General features: G+C 69.3%; 16 protein-coding genes. All 16 read left to right on the top strand.

The annotated features are described in order from the left end of the window. The first annotated feature begins 116 nt into the window (after window positions 1–116). The 16 genes from thrB to atpA all read left to right on the top strand — a co-directional run bounded on the left by thrB (window position 117) and on the right by atpA (window position 16,769). Window positions 117–1,034, top strand: a complete 918-nt coding sequence (thrB, locus tag ACF1G2_RS13680) for a homoserine kinase (protein ID WP_391798424.1) — start codon at window positions 117–119, stop codon at window positions 1,032–1,034. Window positions 1,035–1,418: 384 nt separating this feature from the next. Next, on the top strand, window positions 1,419–3,455 hold the full coding sequence (gene rho / locus ACF1G2_RS13675; RefSeq protein WP_391798423.1) for a transcription termination factor Rho: 2,037 nt from the start codon (window positions 1,419–1,421) through the stop codon (window positions 3,453–3,455). A 205-nt stretch (window positions 3,456–3,660) separates the two neighbouring features. Next, a complete protein-coding gene (locus ACF1G2_RS13670; RefSeq protein WP_391798422.1) occupies window positions 3,661–4,920 on the top strand; it encodes an LCP family protein in 1,260 nt (419 codons plus the stop codon). 8 nt (window positions 4,921–4,928) lie between these two features. Continuing rightward, window positions 4,929–5,147: a 50S ribosomal protein L31 gene (gene rpmE / locus ACF1G2_RS13665; protein WP_383553251.1), complete on the top strand. Its 219-nt coding sequence runs from the start codon at window positions 4,929–4,931 to the stop codon at window positions 5,145–5,147. A 98-nt stretch (window positions 5,148–5,245) separates the two neighbouring features. Next, entirely contained in the window at window positions 5,246–6,322 is a 1,077-nt protein-coding gene (gene prfA, locus ACF1G2_RS13660; protein WP_391798421.1) for a peptide chain release factor 1, read from the top strand. 37 nt (window positions 6,323–6,359) lie between these two features. Beyond that, entirely contained in the window at window positions 6,360–7,205 is an 846-nt protein-coding gene (gene prmC, locus ACF1G2_RS13655; RefSeq protein ID WP_391798420.1) for a peptide chain release factor N(5)-glutamine methyltransferase, read from the top strand. Window positions 7,206–7,249: 44 nt separating this feature from the next. Next, window positions 7,250–7,897 (top strand): L-threonylcarbamoyladenylate synthase, encoded by a 648-nt coding sequence (locus ACF1G2_RS13650; protein ID WP_391798419.1) that lies wholly within the window; start codon window positions 7,250–7,252, stop codon window positions 7,895–7,897. Next, complete coding sequence (locus tag ACF1G2_RS13645) at window positions 7,894–8,538, top strand: protein-tyrosine-phosphatase (protein WP_352188983.1); 645 nt, start codon at window positions 7,894–7,896, stop codon at window positions 8,536–8,538. Before ACF1G2_RS13650 ends, ACF1G2_RS13645 begins: the two co-directional genes overlap by 4 nt. 331 nt (window positions 8,539–8,869) lie before the next feature. Beyond that, entirely contained in the window at window positions 8,870–10,117 is a 1,248-nt protein-coding gene (gene glyA, locus ACF1G2_RS13640; protein ID WP_391798418.1) for a serine hydroxymethyltransferase, read from the top strand. Between the two features lie 107 nt (window positions 10,118–10,224). After that, the gene (locus tag ACF1G2_RS13635) at window positions 10,225–11,571 is read left to right on the top strand and encodes an MraY family glycosyltransferase (protein WP_391798417.1); all 1,347 of its coding nucleotides are present in this window, start codon (window positions 10,225–10,227) and stop codon (window positions 11,569–11,571) included. 265 nt (window positions 11,572–11,836) lie between these two features. Next, the gene (locus ACF1G2_RS13630; RefSeq protein WP_352188980.1) at window positions 11,837–12,253 is read left to right on the top strand and encodes a hypothetical protein; all 417 of its coding nucleotides are present in this window, start codon (window positions 11,837–11,839) and stop codon (window positions 12,251–12,253) included. A 225-nt stretch (window positions 12,254–12,478) separates the two neighbouring features. After that, entirely contained in the window at window positions 12,479–13,288 is an 810-nt protein-coding gene (gene atpB, locus ACF1G2_RS13625) for a F0F1 ATP synthase subunit A (protein ID WP_329115866.1), read from the top strand. 95 nt (window positions 13,289–13,383) lie between these two features. Further along, window positions 13,384–13,641 carry an ATP synthase F0 subunit C gene (gene atpE / locus ACF1G2_RS13620; RefSeq protein WP_158990502.1) on the top strand — a complete coding sequence of 86 codons (258 nt, stop codon included), beginning with the start codon at window positions 13,384–13,386 and terminating at the stop codon, window positions 13,639–13,641. A 41-nt stretch (window positions 13,642–13,682) separates the two neighbouring features. Continuing rightward, a complete protein-coding gene (locus ACF1G2_RS13615) occupies window positions 13,683–14,225 on the top strand; it encodes a F0F1 ATP synthase subunit B (protein ID WP_391798416.1) in 543 nt (180 codons plus the stop codon). Beyond that, window positions 14,222–15,037 (top strand): F0F1 ATP synthase subunit delta, encoded by an 816-nt coding sequence (locus ACF1G2_RS13610; RefSeq protein ID WP_391798415.1) that lies wholly within the window; start codon window positions 14,222–14,224, stop codon window positions 15,035–15,037. The genes ACF1G2_RS13615 and ACF1G2_RS13610 overlap by 4 nt, the downstream gene beginning before the upstream one ends. Window positions 15,038–15,170: 133 nt before the next feature. Continuing rightward, window positions 15,171–16,769, top strand: a complete 1,599-nt coding sequence (gene atpA / locus ACF1G2_RS13605; protein WP_391798414.1) for a F0F1 ATP synthase subunit alpha — start codon at window positions 15,171–15,173, stop codon at window positions 16,767–16,769. The last annotated feature ends 19 nt before the right edge of the window (window positions 16,770–16,788 follow it).

Here is a 16,788-nt window from a genome sequence, read left to right as displayed (position 1 = left end):
CGTTGCATATGCGCGGTGTCGTTGCCGTTGTCGCCCCCGAGGCAGAAACGGCCCCCGGGTTTCCGTGTACTTCTCTTGAAATCCCGTAGTCGCAAGTCAAGGAGAGTCATCGAGCGATGGCCGGTCCCGCGTTCCGCGCCGCCGCCGTACGGGTGCGCGTTCCCGCCACCAGCGCCAACCTCGGCCCGGGCTTCGACGCCTTCGGCCTGTCGCTGGGTCTCTACGACGACGTCGTCGTCCGGGTCGCCGACTCCGGGCTGCACATCGACATCGCCGGTGAGGGTGCCGACACGCTCCCGCGCGACGAGAGCCACCTGCTCGTACGCTCCCTGCGTACCGCATTCGACCTGCTGGGCGGCCAGCCGCGCGGCCTCGAGGTCGTCTGCGCCAACCGCATCCCGCACGGCCGAGGCCTGGGCTCCTCCTCCGCCGCCATCTGCGCCGGCATCGTCGCCGCCCGCGCCGTGACCATAGGCGGCGACACCCGCCTCGACGAGGCGGCGCTCCTCGAACTCGCCACCGAGATCGAGGGACACCCCGACAACGTCGCCGCCTGTCTGCTCGGCGGTTTCACGCTCGCCTGGACCGAGTCCGGTGCCGCGCGGGCGATCAGGATGGATCCTGCCGATTCCATCGTTCCGGTGGTCTTCGTCCCCGGTAAGCCCGTACTGACCGAGACCGCCCGCGGTCTGCTGCCGCGCACCGTCCCGCACGTCGACGCCGCGGCCAACGCCGGACGCGCCGCGCTCCTCGTGGAGGCGCTCACCCGCCGCCCCGAGCTGCTGCTCGCGGCCACGGAGGACCGGCTGCACCAGGAGTACCGGGCTCCCGCGATGCCCGAGAGCATCGCCCTCGTGAACCGGCTGCGGGCGGACGGAGTCCCCGCGGTCATCTCCGGCGCGGGCCCCACGGTGCTCGCGCTGGCCGAACCGGGGTCGGCCGACAAGGTCGCCCTGCTGGCGGGCGAGGGATGGGCCGCGAACCGGCTCGACCTCGATGTGTCCGGAGCGAGTGTCCTGCCGCTCGCGCCATAGGGACACGTGATTGCCGGTGAGGGAGAGGGGGAATGTTTGTTGGAGCCGGTAGTGTTAACCTCAAGTCTGCACCCGACGTTTTTGAGGCGCGGTGCGGAGTGTCCCCATCAGGGACCACCCATTCTTCCGGGAGCCTCCCCAACTGCCTGAGCAGCCCGCCTGAGCAGTTTCGAGCACGCTCCGGAACCGGCACGACACCCCTCGCTCTTTCCATGTGAGGGCCGAGCAGGGGGCCTCGGGCCGGACCCACAGCACGTTTTTTCCTCCTCCGCCGTACCCGGCGGGACCACCGCCCCGACACGGTCCACAAACCAGACCGTCGTCGGACAGCACAACCGGTCGCCGAGCCAGATGGCCGACGTCCGCTCCAGGGAAGGACCCTTCGTGAGCGACACCACCGATCTGATGGGCGTGACTGCCGACAACCCCGTCGACACTTCCGCGCCCGCCGCAGGTGCTGCCACTGGCACCACCGCACGGCGCCGCCGCTCCGGCACCGGCCTCGAGGGCATGGTCCTGGCCGAGCTGCAGCAGGTCGCGTCCGGCCTCGGCATCAGGGGCACCGCGCGGATGCGCAAGAGCCAGCTGATCGAGGTCATCAAGGAGGCGCAGGCCGGGGGCGGAGCCCCCGCCAAGGCCGCCGCCGACACGGCTGAGACCAAGCCGAAGCGCCGCGCCACCTCCAAGGCCCGTACGGCCGAGGGCGCCGCCGAGACCGCTGCCCCCAAGGCGGAGAAGGCCGAGAAGGCCGTCGCCCAGCAGCAGATCGACATCCCCGGCCAGCCGGCCTCCGACGACCAGCCGGCCGGCGAGCGCCGCCGCCGTCGGGCCACGGCTCCGGCCGGCAGCCCGGAGGGCGACGTCAAGACCGAGTCCTCCCAGGCCGTGAAGACCGAGGCCAAGGCCGACACCCGGACGGACTCCCGAACCGAGTCCCGTACGGACGGCTCCGCCGACGCCAAGGCCGAGACCGCCGCCGACACCGCCGAGGGCCGCGGCCGCCGTGACCGCGGCGAGCGGGGCGAGCGCGGGGACCGCCGTGACCGCGGCGACCGTCAGCGCGACCGCCGTGACCGTGGCGGCAAGGGCGACGACCAGCAGGGCGGTGGCCAGGGCGGTCAGCGTCAGCAGCGTCAGGGCGGCCAGCAGGGTCAGCAGGGCGGCCCGCAGGACGACTTCGACGACGAGGGCGGCCGCCGTGGCCGTCGCGGCCGCTACCGTGACCGTCGTGGCCGTCGTGGCCGTGACGACTTCGCGACCGGTGAGCCGCAGGTCTCCGACGACGACGTCCTGATCCCCGTCGCGGGCATCCTGGACATCCTCGACAACTACGCGTTCATCCGGACCTCCGGCTACCTGCCCGGCCCGAACGACGTGTACGTCTCCCTCGCCCAGGTCCGCAAGAACGGCCTGCGCAAGGGTGACCACGTCACCGGCGCCGTGCGTCAGCCGAAGGAGGGCGAGCGCCGCGAGAAGTTCAACGCGCTGGTGCGTCTGGACTCCTCCAACGGCATGGCCGCCGACTCCGGCCGCGGCCGCCCGGAGTTCAACAAGCTGACCCCGCTCTACCCGCAGGACCGGCTCCGTCTGGAGACCGACCCGGGCGTGGTGACCACGCGGATCATCGACCTCGTGTCGCCGATCGGCAAGGGCCAGCGTGGTCTGATCGTGGCCCCGCCGAAGACCGGCAAGACCATGATCATGCAGGCGATCGCCAACGCGATCACGCACAACAACCCCGAGTGCCACCTGATGGTCGTCCTCGTCGACGAGCGTCCGGAAGAGGTCACCGACATGCAGCGGTCGGTGAAGGGCGAGGTCATCTCCTCGACCTTCGACCGTCCGGCCGAGGACCACACCACGGTCGCCGAGCTGGCCATCGAGCGCGCCAAGCGTCTCGTGGAGCTGGGTCACGACGTGGTCGTCCTGCTCGACTCGATCACCCGCCTGGGCCGCGCGTACAACCTCGCCGCCCCGGCCTCCGGCCGCATCCTGTCCGGTGGTGTCGACTCGACCGCGCTCTACCCGCCGAAGCGCTTCTTCGGTGCGGCGCGCAACATCGAGGACGGCGGCTCGCTGACCATCCTGGCCACCGCGCTGGTCGACACCGGCTCGCGCATGGACGAGGTGATCTTCGAGGAGTTCAAGGGCACCGGCAACATGGAGCTCAAGCTCGACCGGAAGCTCGCCGACAAGCGCATCTTCCCGGCCGTCGACGTCGACGCCTCGGGTACGCGTAAGGAAGAGATCCTGCTCGGCAGCGACGAGCTCGCGGTCACCTGGAAGCTGCGTCGCGTGCTCCACGCGCTCGACCAGCAGCAGGCGATCGAGCTGCTGCTCGACAAGCTCAAGCAGACGAAGTCGAACGGCGAGTTCCTGCTCCAGATCCAGAAGACGACGCCTGGCGGGAACAACGACTGAGGGAGAGACCTCGGTCACACGGCGGGTGGCCGGCCCTGAGGCCGTAACTCTGCCGTGACCTGGATGAACACAGCGCCCATCGTGCCTCGGCACGGTGGGCGCCGTGCGTTCCGGTCCGTCGCTCTGCGAAACCCCACAGGTTCCTATGCAACCCTTTCGGGTGCTTCGCCGTCACAGAAGGTGAAGCGAAGACCTGAGGTGGGAGATGAGCGAGCAGAGCAAGGGCGGCCGAATATTCCCCCTACGCCCAGGGGGCGTGGGGGGATCCCCAGGCAGCGGCCGCCGCCGCAAGGAGCCCCCCAAGGGCCGCCGCGCGGTGACAGTCGCCGTCTGGAGCGCCGCCGCGCTCGTCGTCGTCGGCGGCTCCGGGCTCGGATACGTCTATCTGAAGCTCGACGGCAACCTCAAGAGCGTGGACATCAACGCCCAGCTCGGCACCGACCGGCCCAAGAACGTCGACAACGGCTCGATGGACATCCTCGTCCTCGGCTCCGACTCCCGGTCCGGCGACAACGGCGCCTACGGCAAGGACGAGGGCGGCGCCCGTTCCGACACCGCGATGGTCGTCCACGTCTATGAGGGCCACAAGAAGGCCAGCGTCGTCTCGATCCCGCGTGACACCCTCGTCGAGCGTCCCTCCTGCACCGACGGCCGGGGCAAGGCCGTCCCCCGCGAGCGGCGGGCGATGTTCAACACCGCGTACGAGGTCGGCGGCCCGGCCTGCGCCGTGAAGACCGTCGAGTCGATGTCGGGCATCCGCATGGACCACTACATCGAGGTCGACTTCTCCGGCTTCAAGAAGCTGATCGACAAGCTCGGCGGCGTGGAGATCACCACGACGAAGGCCATCAAGGACTCCAAGAGCCACCTCGACCTCGAACCGGGTACGCACACCCTCGACGGCGAGCAGTCCCTCGGCCTGGTCCGCACCCGCAAGAGCGTCGGCGACGGCAGCGACCTCGGCCGCATCCAGCTCCAGCAGGCGTTCATGAAGGCCTTCATCGACCAGGTCAAGGACGTCGGCGTCTTCACGAACCCCAAGAAGCTCCTGGACGTCGCCGACACCGCCACCAAGGCCATCACGCCCGACTCGGAGCTCGACTCCGTCAACGAGCTGATGGGCTTCGCCCAGGGCCTCTCCGGGCTCGGCGCCGAGGACGTCCACATGGTCACCATGCCGGTCGAGTACGACCCCGCCGACCCGAACCGCGTCATCCCGCTGGAGGCCCCGTCACGGCAGGTCTGGCAGGCCCTCAAGGCCGACCGCCCCATCCCCGCCTCCGCCACGAAGGACGCGGCCACGGGCCAGGCGGACGGCGTCGTGGGACCGCCCGCCACGGCCTACGGAATAGTTTCACCAGGGACCCGGTTTTGGGAGATACGGCCGGTCCTGGCAGACTGGTACGTCGGTCCCGGTTCACGCAGGTGCAATCCGCACGGCGACCCGGAGCCCTCCCGAAACTAGGAGACACCTTGAAGCGCGAGATCCACCCCGAGTACGTCGAGACCCAGGTCAGCTGCACCTGTGGCGCGTCGTTCACCACCCGTAGCACCCTGGCCGAGGGCACCATCCGTGCCGAGGTCTGCTCCGAGTGCCACCCGTTCTACACGGGCAAGCAGAAGATCCTCGACACCGGCGGCCGCGTCGCCCGCTTCGAGGCCCGCTTCGGCAAGGCTGCGGCCAAGAAGTAGCACGTCACTGCGCCGGTCCTTGGTCGCTCCCGCTGGGAGTACCGGACCGGCGCTTTGCCGTCCCCGCAGTCCGTTCGTACGAAAACCAGGAGCCCCCGATGTTCGAGGCGGTCGAGGAACTGATCGGCGAGCACGCCGATCTCGAGACGAAGCTCGCTGACCCTTCGGTCCACGCGGACCAGGCCAACGCGCGCAAGCTGAACAAGCGTTACGCCGAGCTGACCCCGATCGTCGCCGCCTACCGTTCCTGGAAGCAGAACGGTGACGACATCGAGACCGCCCGCGAGCTGATGCACGACGACCCCGACTTCGCGGCCGAGGTCAAGGACCTGGAGAAGCAGCGCGAGGAGCTGACCGACAGGCTGCGGCTGCTGCTCGTCCCGCGCGACCCCAGCGACGACAAGGACGTCATCCTGGAGATCAAGGCCGGCGCGGGCGGCGACGAGTCCGCCCTCTTCGCCGGCGATCTGCTGCGGATGTACCTGCGCTACGCCGAGCGCGTCGGCTGGAAGACCGAGATCATCGACTCCACCGAGTCCGAGCTCGGCGGCTACAAGGACGTCCAGGTCGCCGTGAAGACCAAGGGCGGCAACGGCGCGACCGAGCCCGGCCAGGGCGTCTGGGCGCGGCTGAAGTACGAGGGCGGGGTGCACCGCGTGCAGCGCGTGCCCGCCACCGAGTCGGCCGGCCGGATCCACACCTCCGCCGCCGGTGTCCTCGTGACCCCCGAGGCCGAGGAGATCGACGTCGAGATCCACGCCAACGATCTCCGCATCGACGTGTACCGCTCGTCGGGCCCCGGCGGCCAGTCCGTCAACACCACCGACTCCGCGGTCCGCATCACGCACCTGCCGACCGGCATCGTCGCCTCCTGCCAGAACGAGAAGAGCCAGCTCCAGAACAAGGAGCAGGCCATGCGTATCCTGCGGTCCCGGCTGCTCGCCGCCGCACAGGAGGAGGCGGAGTCCAAGGCCGCCGACGCCCGTCGCAGCCAGGTCCGCACCGTCGACCGGTCCGAGAAGATCCGTACGTACAACTTCCCGGAAAACCGGATCTCGGACCACCGCGTCGGCTTCAAGGCGTACAACTTGGACCAGGTGCTCGACGGCGACCTGGACACGATGATCCAGGCCTGCGTCGACGCCGACTCCGCCGCCAAGCTCGCAGCAGCGTAGGACTTTGTCAGCCCCACCCGCACCACGGAGGACCAGCGTGAACCTGCTGCTTGCCGAGGTGGCCCAGGCCACCCAGCGGCTGGCCGACGCCGGCGTTCCCTCACCGCGTTTCGACGCCGAGGAGCTCGCCGCGTTCGTGCACGGCGTCAAGCGGGGGGAGCTGCACAACGTCAAGGACGCGGACTTCGACGCCCGCTACTGGGAGGCGGTCGCCCGCCGCGAGGCGCGAGAGCCGCTCCAGCACATCACCGGCCGGGCGTTCTTCCGCTATCTGGAGCTCCAGGTGGGACCGGGCGTCTTCGTGCCCCGCCCGGAGACCGAGTCGGTCGTCGGGTGGGCCATAGACGCCGTACGGGCCATGGACGTGGTCGAGCCGCTGATCGTCGACCTGTGCACCGGTTCGGGCGCGATCGCGCTCGCGATGGCGCAGGAGGTGCCGCGCTCGCGCGTGCACGCGGTCGAGCTCTCCGACGACGCGCTGGTGTGGACCCGCAAGAACGCGGAGGGTTCGCGCGTCACGGTGCACCAGGGCGACGCGCTGAGCGCGCTGCCGGAGCTCGACGGCCAGGTCGACCTCGTCATCTCCAACCCGCCGTACATCCCGCTCACCGAGTGGGAGTACGTGGCGCCCGAGGCGCGTGACCACGACCCGGAGATGGCGCTGTTCTCCGGCGAGGACGGCCTCGACACGATCCGCGGCATCGAGCGCACCGCGCACCGTCTGCTGCGCCCGGGGGGCCTCGTCGTGATCGAGCACGCGGACACGCAGGGCGGCCAGGTGCCGTGGATCTTCAACGAGGAGGCCGGCTGGGCGGATGCCGCCGACCACCCGGACCTGAACAACCGTCCGCGTTTCGCGACCGCCCGCAAGGCCACGCCGTGATCCGCGCTGCCATGACCACGCTTGTGTATGAGGAGGCCCGCTAAATGGCTCGGCGATACGACTGCAACGAGGCGACCGACCGTGCGACCGGGCTGCGCGAGGCCGCGTCCGCCGTGCGCCGTGGCGAGCTGGTCGTGCTGCCCACCGACACCGTGTACGGGATCGGCGCGGACGCCTTCAGCTCGGAGGCGGTCGCGGACCTGCTGGACGCCAAGGGCCGGGGCCGCAACATGCCCACGCCCGTCCTCATCGGCTCCCCGAACACGCTGCACGGGCTCGTCACGGACTTCTCCGAGCAGGCGTGGGAGCTCGTCGACGCGTTCTGGCCCGGCGCGCTCACGCTCGTCGCGAAGCACCAGCCGTCGCTGCAGTGGGACCTGGGCGACACCCGGGGCACGGTCGCGATCCGGATGCCGCTGCACCCGGTCGCGATCGAGCTGCTGACCGAGGTCGGCCCGATGGCGGTCTCCTCGGCGAACCTCACCGGGCACCCGTCGCCGGAGGACTGCGACGCGGCGCAGGGCATGCTCGGCGACTCGGTCTCCGTCTACCTCGACGGTGGTCCGACGCCGGGGATCGTCCCGTCGTCGATCGTCGACGTGACGGGCACGGTGCCGGTCCTGCTGCGTCAGGGCGCGCTCTCCCCGGAGGAGCTCCGGAAGGTCGTACCCGACCTCGAGGTGGCCAATTGACCGCCCCTGAGGGGCGTGGCATAGCGGGGCACGAGAGCACTTCCTTCCGCATCCTCCACGTCAGCACCGGCAACGTCTGCCGCTCGCCGATCACCGAGCGGCTGACCCGCCATGCCCTGAGCTCCCGCCTCGGCGACCCCCGGGGCGGCGGCCTGATCGTGGAGAGCGCGGGCACCTGGGGCCACGAGGGGGCCCCGATGGAGGCCAACGCGGAGCTGGTCCTCGCCGACTTCGGCGCGGACCACAGCGGCTTCGTCGGGCGTGAGCTCCTCGACGAGCACGTCATCCGCGCGGACCTGGTCCTGACGGCGACCCGCGACCACCGGGCGCAGGTCATCTCGATGGGCCACTCGGCGGGCCTGCGCACCTTCACCCTGAAGGAGTTCACGCGCCTCGTCCGCGCCATAGATCCCGCGACCCTGCCGGATCCGCTGGACGAGGGCATGGTCGAACGCGCGCGTGCGCTGGTGCGTGCGGCGGCTGCTCTACGCGGGTGGCTCCTGGCCCCGAGCGCGGAGGCCGACGAGGTCAACGACCCGTACGGTGCGCCGATCACGTTCTTCCGCTCCATCGGCGAGGAGATCAACACGGCGCTGGACCCCGTCGTGACGGCCTTGACCGGGGTGCCGGCGCGCCGCTGAGGTGTGCCGACGTGTGCTGCCCACGTCCGTCGGCCGGAGGCCGGTGCAGCGGCCCGATGGCTGGGAAGGCCCCCAGGGGCCGAGCAGTGCGAGGGGCGCGTCGAGGCAGGGGACTCACCACGGCGCTGGACCCCGTCGTGACGGCCTTGACCGGGGTACCGGCGCGCCGCTGAGGGGAGCCGCTGTGCGGGTTGGTCGCGTGGCGGCGGCGGGGAGCCGCCGGGCGTTGCAGAGCCATCCGGCCCAGGGTCCTGGTGAACATCGGGCAAACGCGTGCCCACGCGCCTACATTGGAGCTGAAGGCCAGCCCACGCGCCGCCTGGAGCCCACGATGCCGGTCACCGCTCCACCCGAAGAGGATCTCGACGTCCTGCGCCGTCAGGACCCGGAGATCGCCGACGTGCTGCTCGGGGAGGCACGCCGACAGGCCGACAGTCTGCAGCTGATCGCGGCCGAGAACTTCACCTCGCCCGCCGTCCTCGCCGCGCTCGGCTCCCCGCTCGCCAACAAGTACGCCGAGGGGTATCCCGGCGCCCGCCACCACGGCGGCTGCGAGTTCGCCGACGCCGCCGAGCGGATCGCCGTCGAGCGGGCCACCGCGCTCTTCGGAGCGGAGCACGCGAACGTCCAGTCCCACTCCGGCTCCTCGGCCGTCCTGGCGGCGTACGCGGCCCTTCTCAGGCCCGGAGACACCGTCCTCGCCATGGGACTTCCGTACGGCGGTCATCTCACGCACGGTTCGCCCGCCAACTTCTCCGGCCGCTGGTTCGACTTCGTCCCCTACGGCGTCGACGCCGAGACGGGTCTGGTCGACTACGAGCAGGTCGCCGCCCTCGCCCGTCACCACCGCCCCAAGGCGATCGTCTGCGGCTCCATCTCCTACCCGCGCCACATCGACTACGCGATCTTCCGGGAGATCGCCGACGAGGCCGGGGCCTATCTCATCGCCGACGCCGCCCACCCCATCGGGCTCGTCGCCGGGGGAGCGGCGCCCAACCCCGTCCCGTACGCCGATGTGGTCTGCGCCACCACCCACAAGGTCCTGCGCGGCCCTCGCGGCGGGATGATCCTCTGCGGCGGTGAGCTGGCCGACCGTGTCGACCGTGCCGTCTTCCCGTTCACGCAGGGCGGCGCCCAGATGCACACGATCGCCGCCAAGGCCGTCGCCTTCGGCGAGGCGTCGACCCCCGCCTTCACCACGTACGCCCATCAGGTCGTCGCCCACGCCCGGGTCCTCGCCGACGCGCTCTCCGCCGAGGGCTTCGCGCTCACCACCGGCGGCACCGACACCCACCTGATCACCGCCGATCCCGCCCCCCTCGGTGTCGACGGCCGCACGGCGCGCTCGCGCCTCGCCGCCGCCGGCATGGTCCTCGACACCTGCGCCCTGCCGTACGGAGACGGACGTGGGATTCGTCTCGGAACCGCCGCCGTCACCACCCAGGGAATGGGCGCTTCGGAGATGGCCCGGATCGCCGCGCTGTTCACGATCGCGCTACGGGACGAACCGCAGGAGACGGCCCGGGTACGCGCGGAAGTACGTGATCTTGCCGGACGATTTCCCCCGTATGGACGGTGAGGAAGCCCGGAGCGCAACCATCCGGCCGGGACGTATGTCCTCAAGCACATGGACAGCACGGCTAGGGTGTGGGGCTGAGATGGCCAGCGATTCCTGTGGGGCAGCCCGTGCGTGATTACCTGCTGACGCTCTGTGTCACGGCCGCGGTGACCTATCTGCTCACCGGTCCGGTGCGGAAGTTCGCCATCGCGACCGGGGCGATGCCGGAGATCCGTGCCCGAGACGTACACCGAGAACCGACTCCGCGGCTCGGTGGCATCGCCATGTTCTTCGGCCTGTGCACCGGACTGCTGGTGGCGGACCACCTGCAGAACCTCAACAGCGTCTTCGAGCTCTCCAACGAGCCCCGCGCGCTGCTCTCCGGCGCCGCCCTGATCTGGCTGATCGGTGTCCTCGACGACAAGTTCGAACTGGACGCGCTGATCAAGCTGGGCGCGCAGATGATCTCCGCCGGCGTGATGGTGATGCAGGGTCTGACGATCCTGTGGCTGCCGATCCCGGGTGTCGGCACGGTAGCGCTCACCAAGGGGCAGGGCACGCTCCTCACCGTCGCCCTGGTCGTCCTGACCATCAACGCCGTGAACTTCGTCGACGGCCTCGACGGCCTGGCCGCCGGCATGGTCTGCATCGCCGCCGCGGCCTTCTTCCTGTACGGGTACCGCCTCTGGTACGGCTACACGATCGAGGCCGCCGCGCCCGCGACGCTCTTCGCCGCGATCCTCATGGGCATGTGCCTGGGCTTCCTGCCGCACAACATGCATCCGGCCCGGATCTTCATGGGCGACTCCGGCTCGATGCTGATCGGTCTGATCCTGGCCGCCTCGGCGATCTCGATCACCGGCCAGGTCGACCCGGACGTGCTGAAGCTCTTCGAGGGCTCGACCCGTGAGGCCACCCACGCCGCCCTGCCGGTCTTCATCCCGCTCGTGCTGCCGCTGACGATCATCGCGATCCCCATGGCCGACCTGATCCTGGCCATCGTGCGCCGCACCTGGAACGGTCAGTCGCCGTTCGCCGCCGACCGCGGGCATCTGCACCACCGACTCCTTGAGATCGGGCATTCCCACAGCCGGGCCGTCCTGATCATGTACTTCTGGTCGGCGCTCATCGCCTTCGGGACGCTCGCGTACTCGGTGCACTCGACGTCGATGTGGATCGTGCTCGTGGTCGTGTTCCTGAGCGCCATCGGCCTGGTGCTGCTCCTGCTGCCGCGCTTCACGCCGCGCGCCCCGCGCTGGGCGGAGTCCTTCGTCCCGCCGCGCTACCGGCGCCGCGGAGCCGGACGCCGGGGAGGCCTGCCGGGCACGCGCCCGGACGGCGCCGTTCCGGTCGCCGCGGCCGTCGAGGAGCCGGCGGAGGAGCGCGTCCCGGTGCCCGCGGGGGTCAACGGGGCCACCGCCATCGGCCACCGTTCGCGCTTCACCGACCGGCGGAAGGCCGGAACGCCGAGTTGACGAATGTCATATCGAGCCGCATTACCAGACAAAACTCCCCGGCTTGCTGCACACACGCGCACGGTCACACTCATGTGTGACAGTCAGCACACTTCCTGGGTAAAGAACTACTCAAATAGTTTGTGATACCGTTCACGAGACCCGGAGACAGAGCCGAAAGACCGTAGTGCGACGGTCCGTTGGCCCCGAGACACACCTCGGACCGGGCTTACGCTCGTCCCTGACGACACCATCGCCCCCACCAAGCAACAGCGGAGACACCGCCATGCCGTCCAACGACGCACGCATCCTTCTGTCAGCTGCCATTCCCGCTGCTGCCACCGGCGCCATCGCCGCGGTCATCAGCGGCGTGGTTGCCGGCGGGAAGGGCGCGATCGGCGCCGTCATCGGCTGCGCCGTCGTGATCGCCTTCATGGGGATCGGGCTCGTGGTGCTCCAGCGGACGGCCAAGTCGTACCCGCACCTGTTCCAGGCGATGGGCCTGCTGCTCTACACGACCCAGCTGCTGCTGCTCTTCGTGTTGATGCTGATGCTCAAGAACACGACGTTCTTCGACTTCAAGGCCTTCGCCTTCACCCTCCTCGCGTCGACCCTCGTCTGGATCGCCGCGCAGGCACGCGCGTACATGAAGGCCAAGATCATGTACGTCGACGACCCCAAGAAGCCGGGGTCGTCGCAGTGAGGGGTAGGGCCGGGATAAAGGCGCGTTCGGCTTCCTGCTATCGTCCGGTGCCAACTGCGGCATTGCGGGCGCGGGCATCTGAGCTGACGCCTGTCCCAGCGCGAGGCTCGACGCCGAACCGCCGCCCCCTTATCCGTAAGACCAGTCCAGTGCCGACCCGCGGCTGCGTGCCGCGCCGACACAACGAGGTTGCCGTACCTATGCGCCACGCTGAAGGAGCCCGCGGTGAGTGCTGACCAGACGCTTGCCTTCGACCCGGATTGCCACATCTTCAGTGGATGCGGCTTCCCGGCGCCGGGCCTGCACACGTTCATGTACGAGCCCATCGCCACGGTGGGAGGCATCGACATCACCAAGCCGATGCTGCTCGCTCTGCTGGGCTCCATCGTGGTCGTCGGGTTCTTCTGGGCGGCCTTCAACAAGCCCAAGCTGATCCCCGGCAAGATGCAGATGGTCGGCGAGGCCGGTTACGACTTCGTCCGCCGCGGCATCGTCTACGAGATCATCGGCAAGAAGGACGGCGAGAAGTACGTCCCCTTCATGGTGTCGCTGTTCTTCTTCGTCTGGATCATGAACCTCTGGTCGATCATTCCGCTCGCCCAGTTCCCGGTCACCTCGCTGATCGCCTTCCCGGCCGGTCTCGCGCTGATCGTGTACGTGCTCTGGATCTCGCTGACCTTCAAGAAGCACGGCTTCGTCGGCGGCTGGAAGAACATCGTCGGTTACGACAAGTCCCTCGGTGCGATCCTCCCGATGGTCGTCGTCCTCGAGTTCTTCTCGAACCTCATCATCCGGCCCTTCACGCACGCGGTCCGACTGTTCGCGAACATGTTCGCCGGTCACCTGCTGATCGTGATGTTCTCGCTGGCCACCTGGTACCTCATGAACGGCCTGGGCTTCGTCTACGCCGGCGCCTCGTTCGTGATGGTCCTCGTGATGACGGCCTTCGAGCTCTTCATCCAGGCCGTCCAGGCGTACGTCTTCGTCCTCCTGGCCTGCAGCTACGTCCAGGGCGCGCTGGCCGAGCACCACTGAGCCACTCCCGCCCAGGGACCCAGCTAGACCCCCAATCCAACAGTCGTCCGGTGGCCAACCCCCACCGGGTCATTGAAAGAGAAGGAAGTAACGGCATGTCCGCTGCTCTCGACATGGTCAACCTCGCGGCCTCCGCCAAGGAGAACGTCGTCGGCAACGTCGCCTCGATCGGCTACGGCCTGGCCGCGATCGGCCCCGGCGTCGGCGTCGGCATCATCTTCGGTAACGGTACGCAGGCGCTCGCCCGCCAGCCCGAGGCCGCCGGTCTGATCCGCACCAACCAGATCATGGGCTTCGCCTTCTGTGAGGCGCTCGCCCTCATCGGCATCGTCATGGGCTTCGTCTACCAGTAAATCGGACCGACAGCCCACACCTTTTTACGGAAGGCACTGATGTGAACGCTCTGCTTCTTGCGGCGGAGGAGCCCCAGCCTCCTCTGATCCCGCATCTTGACGAGCTCGTCATCGGCCTGATCGCCTTCGTCATCGTCTTCGGCTTCCTCGCCAAGAAGCTCCTCCCGAACATCAACAAGGTTCTGGAAGAGCGTCGGGCGGCCATCGAGGGTGGCATCGAGCAGGCCGAGTCGGCCCAGATCGAGGCCCAGAGTGTGCTGGAGCAGTACAAGGCCCAGCTCGCCGAAGCCCGCCATGAGGCCGCGCGTCTTCGCCAGGAGGCGACGGAGCAGGGCACCGCGATCATCCAGGAGATGAAGGCGGAAGGCCAGCGCCAGCGCGAGGAGATCATCGCGGCCGGTCACACGCAGATCGAGGCCGACCGCAAGGCCGCGGCGACCTCGCTGCGTCAGGACGTGGGCAAGCTCGCCACCGACCTGGCCGGCAAGCTGGTCGGCGAGTCCCTCGAGGACCACGCCCGCCAGAGCCGCACGATCGACCGCTTCCTCGACGAGCTCGAGGAGAAGGCCGAGGCTGTCCGATGAACGGAGCGAGCCGTGAGGCACTGGTCGCCGCACGCGAGTCTCTCGACGCGCTGACCGACAACACCTCGGTCGACGCCGCGAAGCTCGCGGGCGAGCTGGCCGCGGTCACCGCGCTGCTCGACCGCGAGGTGTCGCTGCGTCGGGTCCTGACCGACCCGGCGCAGGCGGGCGAGGCCAAGGCCGAGCTCGCCGGGCGACTGCTCGGCGGCCAGGTGGGCGGCGAGACCGTCGACCTGGTGTCCGGCATGGTGCGTGCCCGCTGGTCGTCCTCGCGTGACCTGGTCGACTCCGCCGAGGAGCTGGCGAACATCGCCGACCTCACCGCGGCGCAGCAGGCCGGTGCGCTGGACGACGTCGAGGACGAGCTGTTCCGGTTCGGCCGGATCGTGACCTCCAGCACCGAGCTGCGCTCGGCGCTGACCGACAAGGCCGCCGCGGCGTCCGCCAAGAGCGAGCTGCTGCGCAGCCTGCTCGGTGGCAAGGCCAACCCGGTCACCGAGCGCCTGGTCGTCCGTCTCGTGACCCAGCCGCGTGGACGTAGCCTGGAAGCGGGACTCGAGTCCCTCTCCAAGCTCGCCGCGGCGCGCCGGGACCGGATGGTCGCCGTCGTGACGTCGGCGGTGCCGCTGACCGATCAGCAGAAGCAGCGCCTCGGTGCCGTCCTGGCCAAGCTGTACGGCCGCCAGATGCACCTGAACCTCGAAGTGGACCCCGCGGTCCTCGGCGGGATCACGGTGCAGGTCGGCGACGAGGTCATCAACGGCACCATCGCTGAGCGCCTCGACGAGGCGACCCGGCGACTGGCCGGCTGACGTCAGCCACCAACAGAACACAGCATCACCAGCGGCCCGGTTGGGCCGTGCAGAGATTGCAGAAGATTCCTGGGGGTCGGCCCCCAGACCCCCTAAGAAACTTCGGGCCCAACAAGGAGAGCAGGGAACCCAGATGGCGGAGCTCACGATCCGGCCGGAGGAGATCCGGGACGCGCTGGAGAACTTTGTCCAGTCGTACCAGCCGGACGCGGCCTCGCGCGAGGAGGTCGGAACGGTCAGCCTGGCCGGCGACGGCATCGCCAAGGTGGAGGGTCTTCCCTCGGCCATGGCGAACGAGCTGCTGAAGTTCGAGGACGGCACCCTCGGTCTCGCCCTCAACCTCGAGGAGCGCGAGATCGGTGCGATCGTCCTCGGCGAGTTCAGCGGTATCGAGGAGGGCCAGCCGGTGCAGCGCACCGGTGAGGTTCTCTCCGTAGGTGTCGGCGAGGGCTACCTCGGCCGCGTCGTCGACCCGCTCGGCAACCCGATCGACGGCCTCGGCGAGATCGCGACCGAGGGCCGCCGCGCCCTCGAGCTGCAGGCCCCGGGCGTCATGGCCCGTAAGTCGGTGCACGAGCCGATGGAGACCGGTTACAAGGCTGTCGACGCCATGACCCCGGTCGGCCGTGGCCAGCGTCAGCTGATCATCGGTGACCGTCAGACCGGCAAGACCGCGCTGTGCGTCGACACGATCATCAACCAGCGTGACAACTGGCGCTCGGGCGACGTGAACAAGCAGGTCCGCTGCATCTACGTCGCCGTCGGCCAGAAGGGCTCGACCATCGCGTCCGTTCGCGGCGCCCTGGAAGAGGCCGGTGCGCTCGAGTACACGACGATCGTCGCCGCCCCGGCGTCCGACCCGGCCGGCTTCAAGTACCTGGCGCCGTACACCGGTTCCGCCATCGGCCAGCACTGGATGTACCAGGGCAAGCACGTCCTGATCGTCTTCGACGACCTGTCGAAGCAGGCCGACGCCTACCGCGCCGTGTCGCTGCTGCTGCGCCGCCCGCCGGGCCGTGAGGCCTACCCGGGTGACGTCTTCTACCTGCACTCGCGTCTCCTCGAGCGCTGCGCGAAGCTCTCGGACGAGCTGGGTGCCGGCTCGATGACCGGTCTGCCGATCGTCGAGACGAAGGCCAACGACGTCTCGGCGTTCATCCCGACCAACGTCATCTCCATCACCGACGGCCAGTGCTTCCTGGAGTCCGACCTGTTCAACGCCGGCCAGCGTCCGGCCCTGAACGTCGGTATCTCGGTCTCCCGTGTCGGTGGCTCCGCCCAGCACAAGGCGATGAAGCAGATCTCCGGTCGCCTCCGTGTCGACCTGGCCCAGTTCCGTGAGCTGGAGGCGTTCGCCGCCTTCGGTTCGGACCTGGACGCCGCGTCGAAGGCGCAGCTGGAGCGTGGTCAGCGGATGGTCGAGCTGCTCAAGCAGGCTCAGTACCAGCCGATGCCCACCGAGAACCAGGTCGTCTCCGTCTGGGCCGGCACCACCGGCAAGATGGACGACGTCCCGGTGGCCGACATCCGCCGCTTCGAGGCCGAGATGCTGGCGTACCTGCGCCAGAGCCACTCCGGTCTCATGACCTCCATCCGTGAGGGCGGCAAGATGTCGGACGACACCCTGCAGTCCGTGGCCGACGCCATCGCGGAGTTCAAGAAGCAGTTCGAGACCTCTGACGGGAAGCTGCTGGGCGACGACGCTTCCGCTGCCGTCAACGTCTCGAAGTGACGACGGAAGGGACCTGACT

This window comes from Streptomyces sp. NPDC013457, assembly GCF_043089925.1.
Lineage (GTDB): Bacteria > Actinomycetota > Actinomycetes > Streptomycetales > Streptomycetaceae > Streptomyces.
This window is presented reverse-complemented; position numbering and strand designations above follow the sequence as displayed.

Bases quoted from the DNA above. Each gene is read 5' to 3' on its own strand.
- thrB (WP_391798424.1), top strand. From the start codon at position 117: ATGGCCGGTCCCGCGTTCCGCGCCGCCGCCGTACGGGTGCGCGTTCCC.
- ACF1G2_RS13670 (WP_391798422.1), top strand. From the start codon at position 3,661: ATGAGCGAGCAGAGCAAGGGCGGCCGAATATTCCCCCTACGCCCAGGG.
- prfA (WP_391798421.1), top strand. From the start codon at position 5,246: ATGTTCGAGGCGGTCGAGGAACTGATCGGCGAGCACGCCGATCTCGAG.
- ACF1G2_RS13650 (WP_391798419.1), top strand. From the start codon at position 7,250: ATGGCTCGGCGATACGACTGCAACGAGGCGACCGACCGTGCGACCGGG.
- glyA (WP_391798418.1), top strand. From the start codon at position 8,870: ATGCCGGTCACCGCTCCACCCGAAGAGGATCTCGACGTCCTGCGCCGT.
- ACF1G2_RS13630 (WP_352188980.1), top strand. From the start codon at position 11,837: ATGCCGTCCAACGACGCACGCATCCTTCTGTCAGCTGCCATTCCCGCT.
- atpE (WP_158990502.1), top strand. From the start codon at position 13,384: ATGTCCGCTGCTCTCGACATGGTCAACCTCGCGGCCTCCGCCAAGGAG.
- ACF1G2_RS13610 (WP_391798415.1), top strand. From the start codon at position 14,222: ATGAACGGAGCGAGCCGTGAGGCACTGGTCGCCGCACGCGAGTCTCTC.
- atpA (WP_391798414.1), top strand. From the start codon at position 15,171: ATGGCGGAGCTCACGATCCGGCCGGAGGAGATCCGGGACGCGCTGGAG.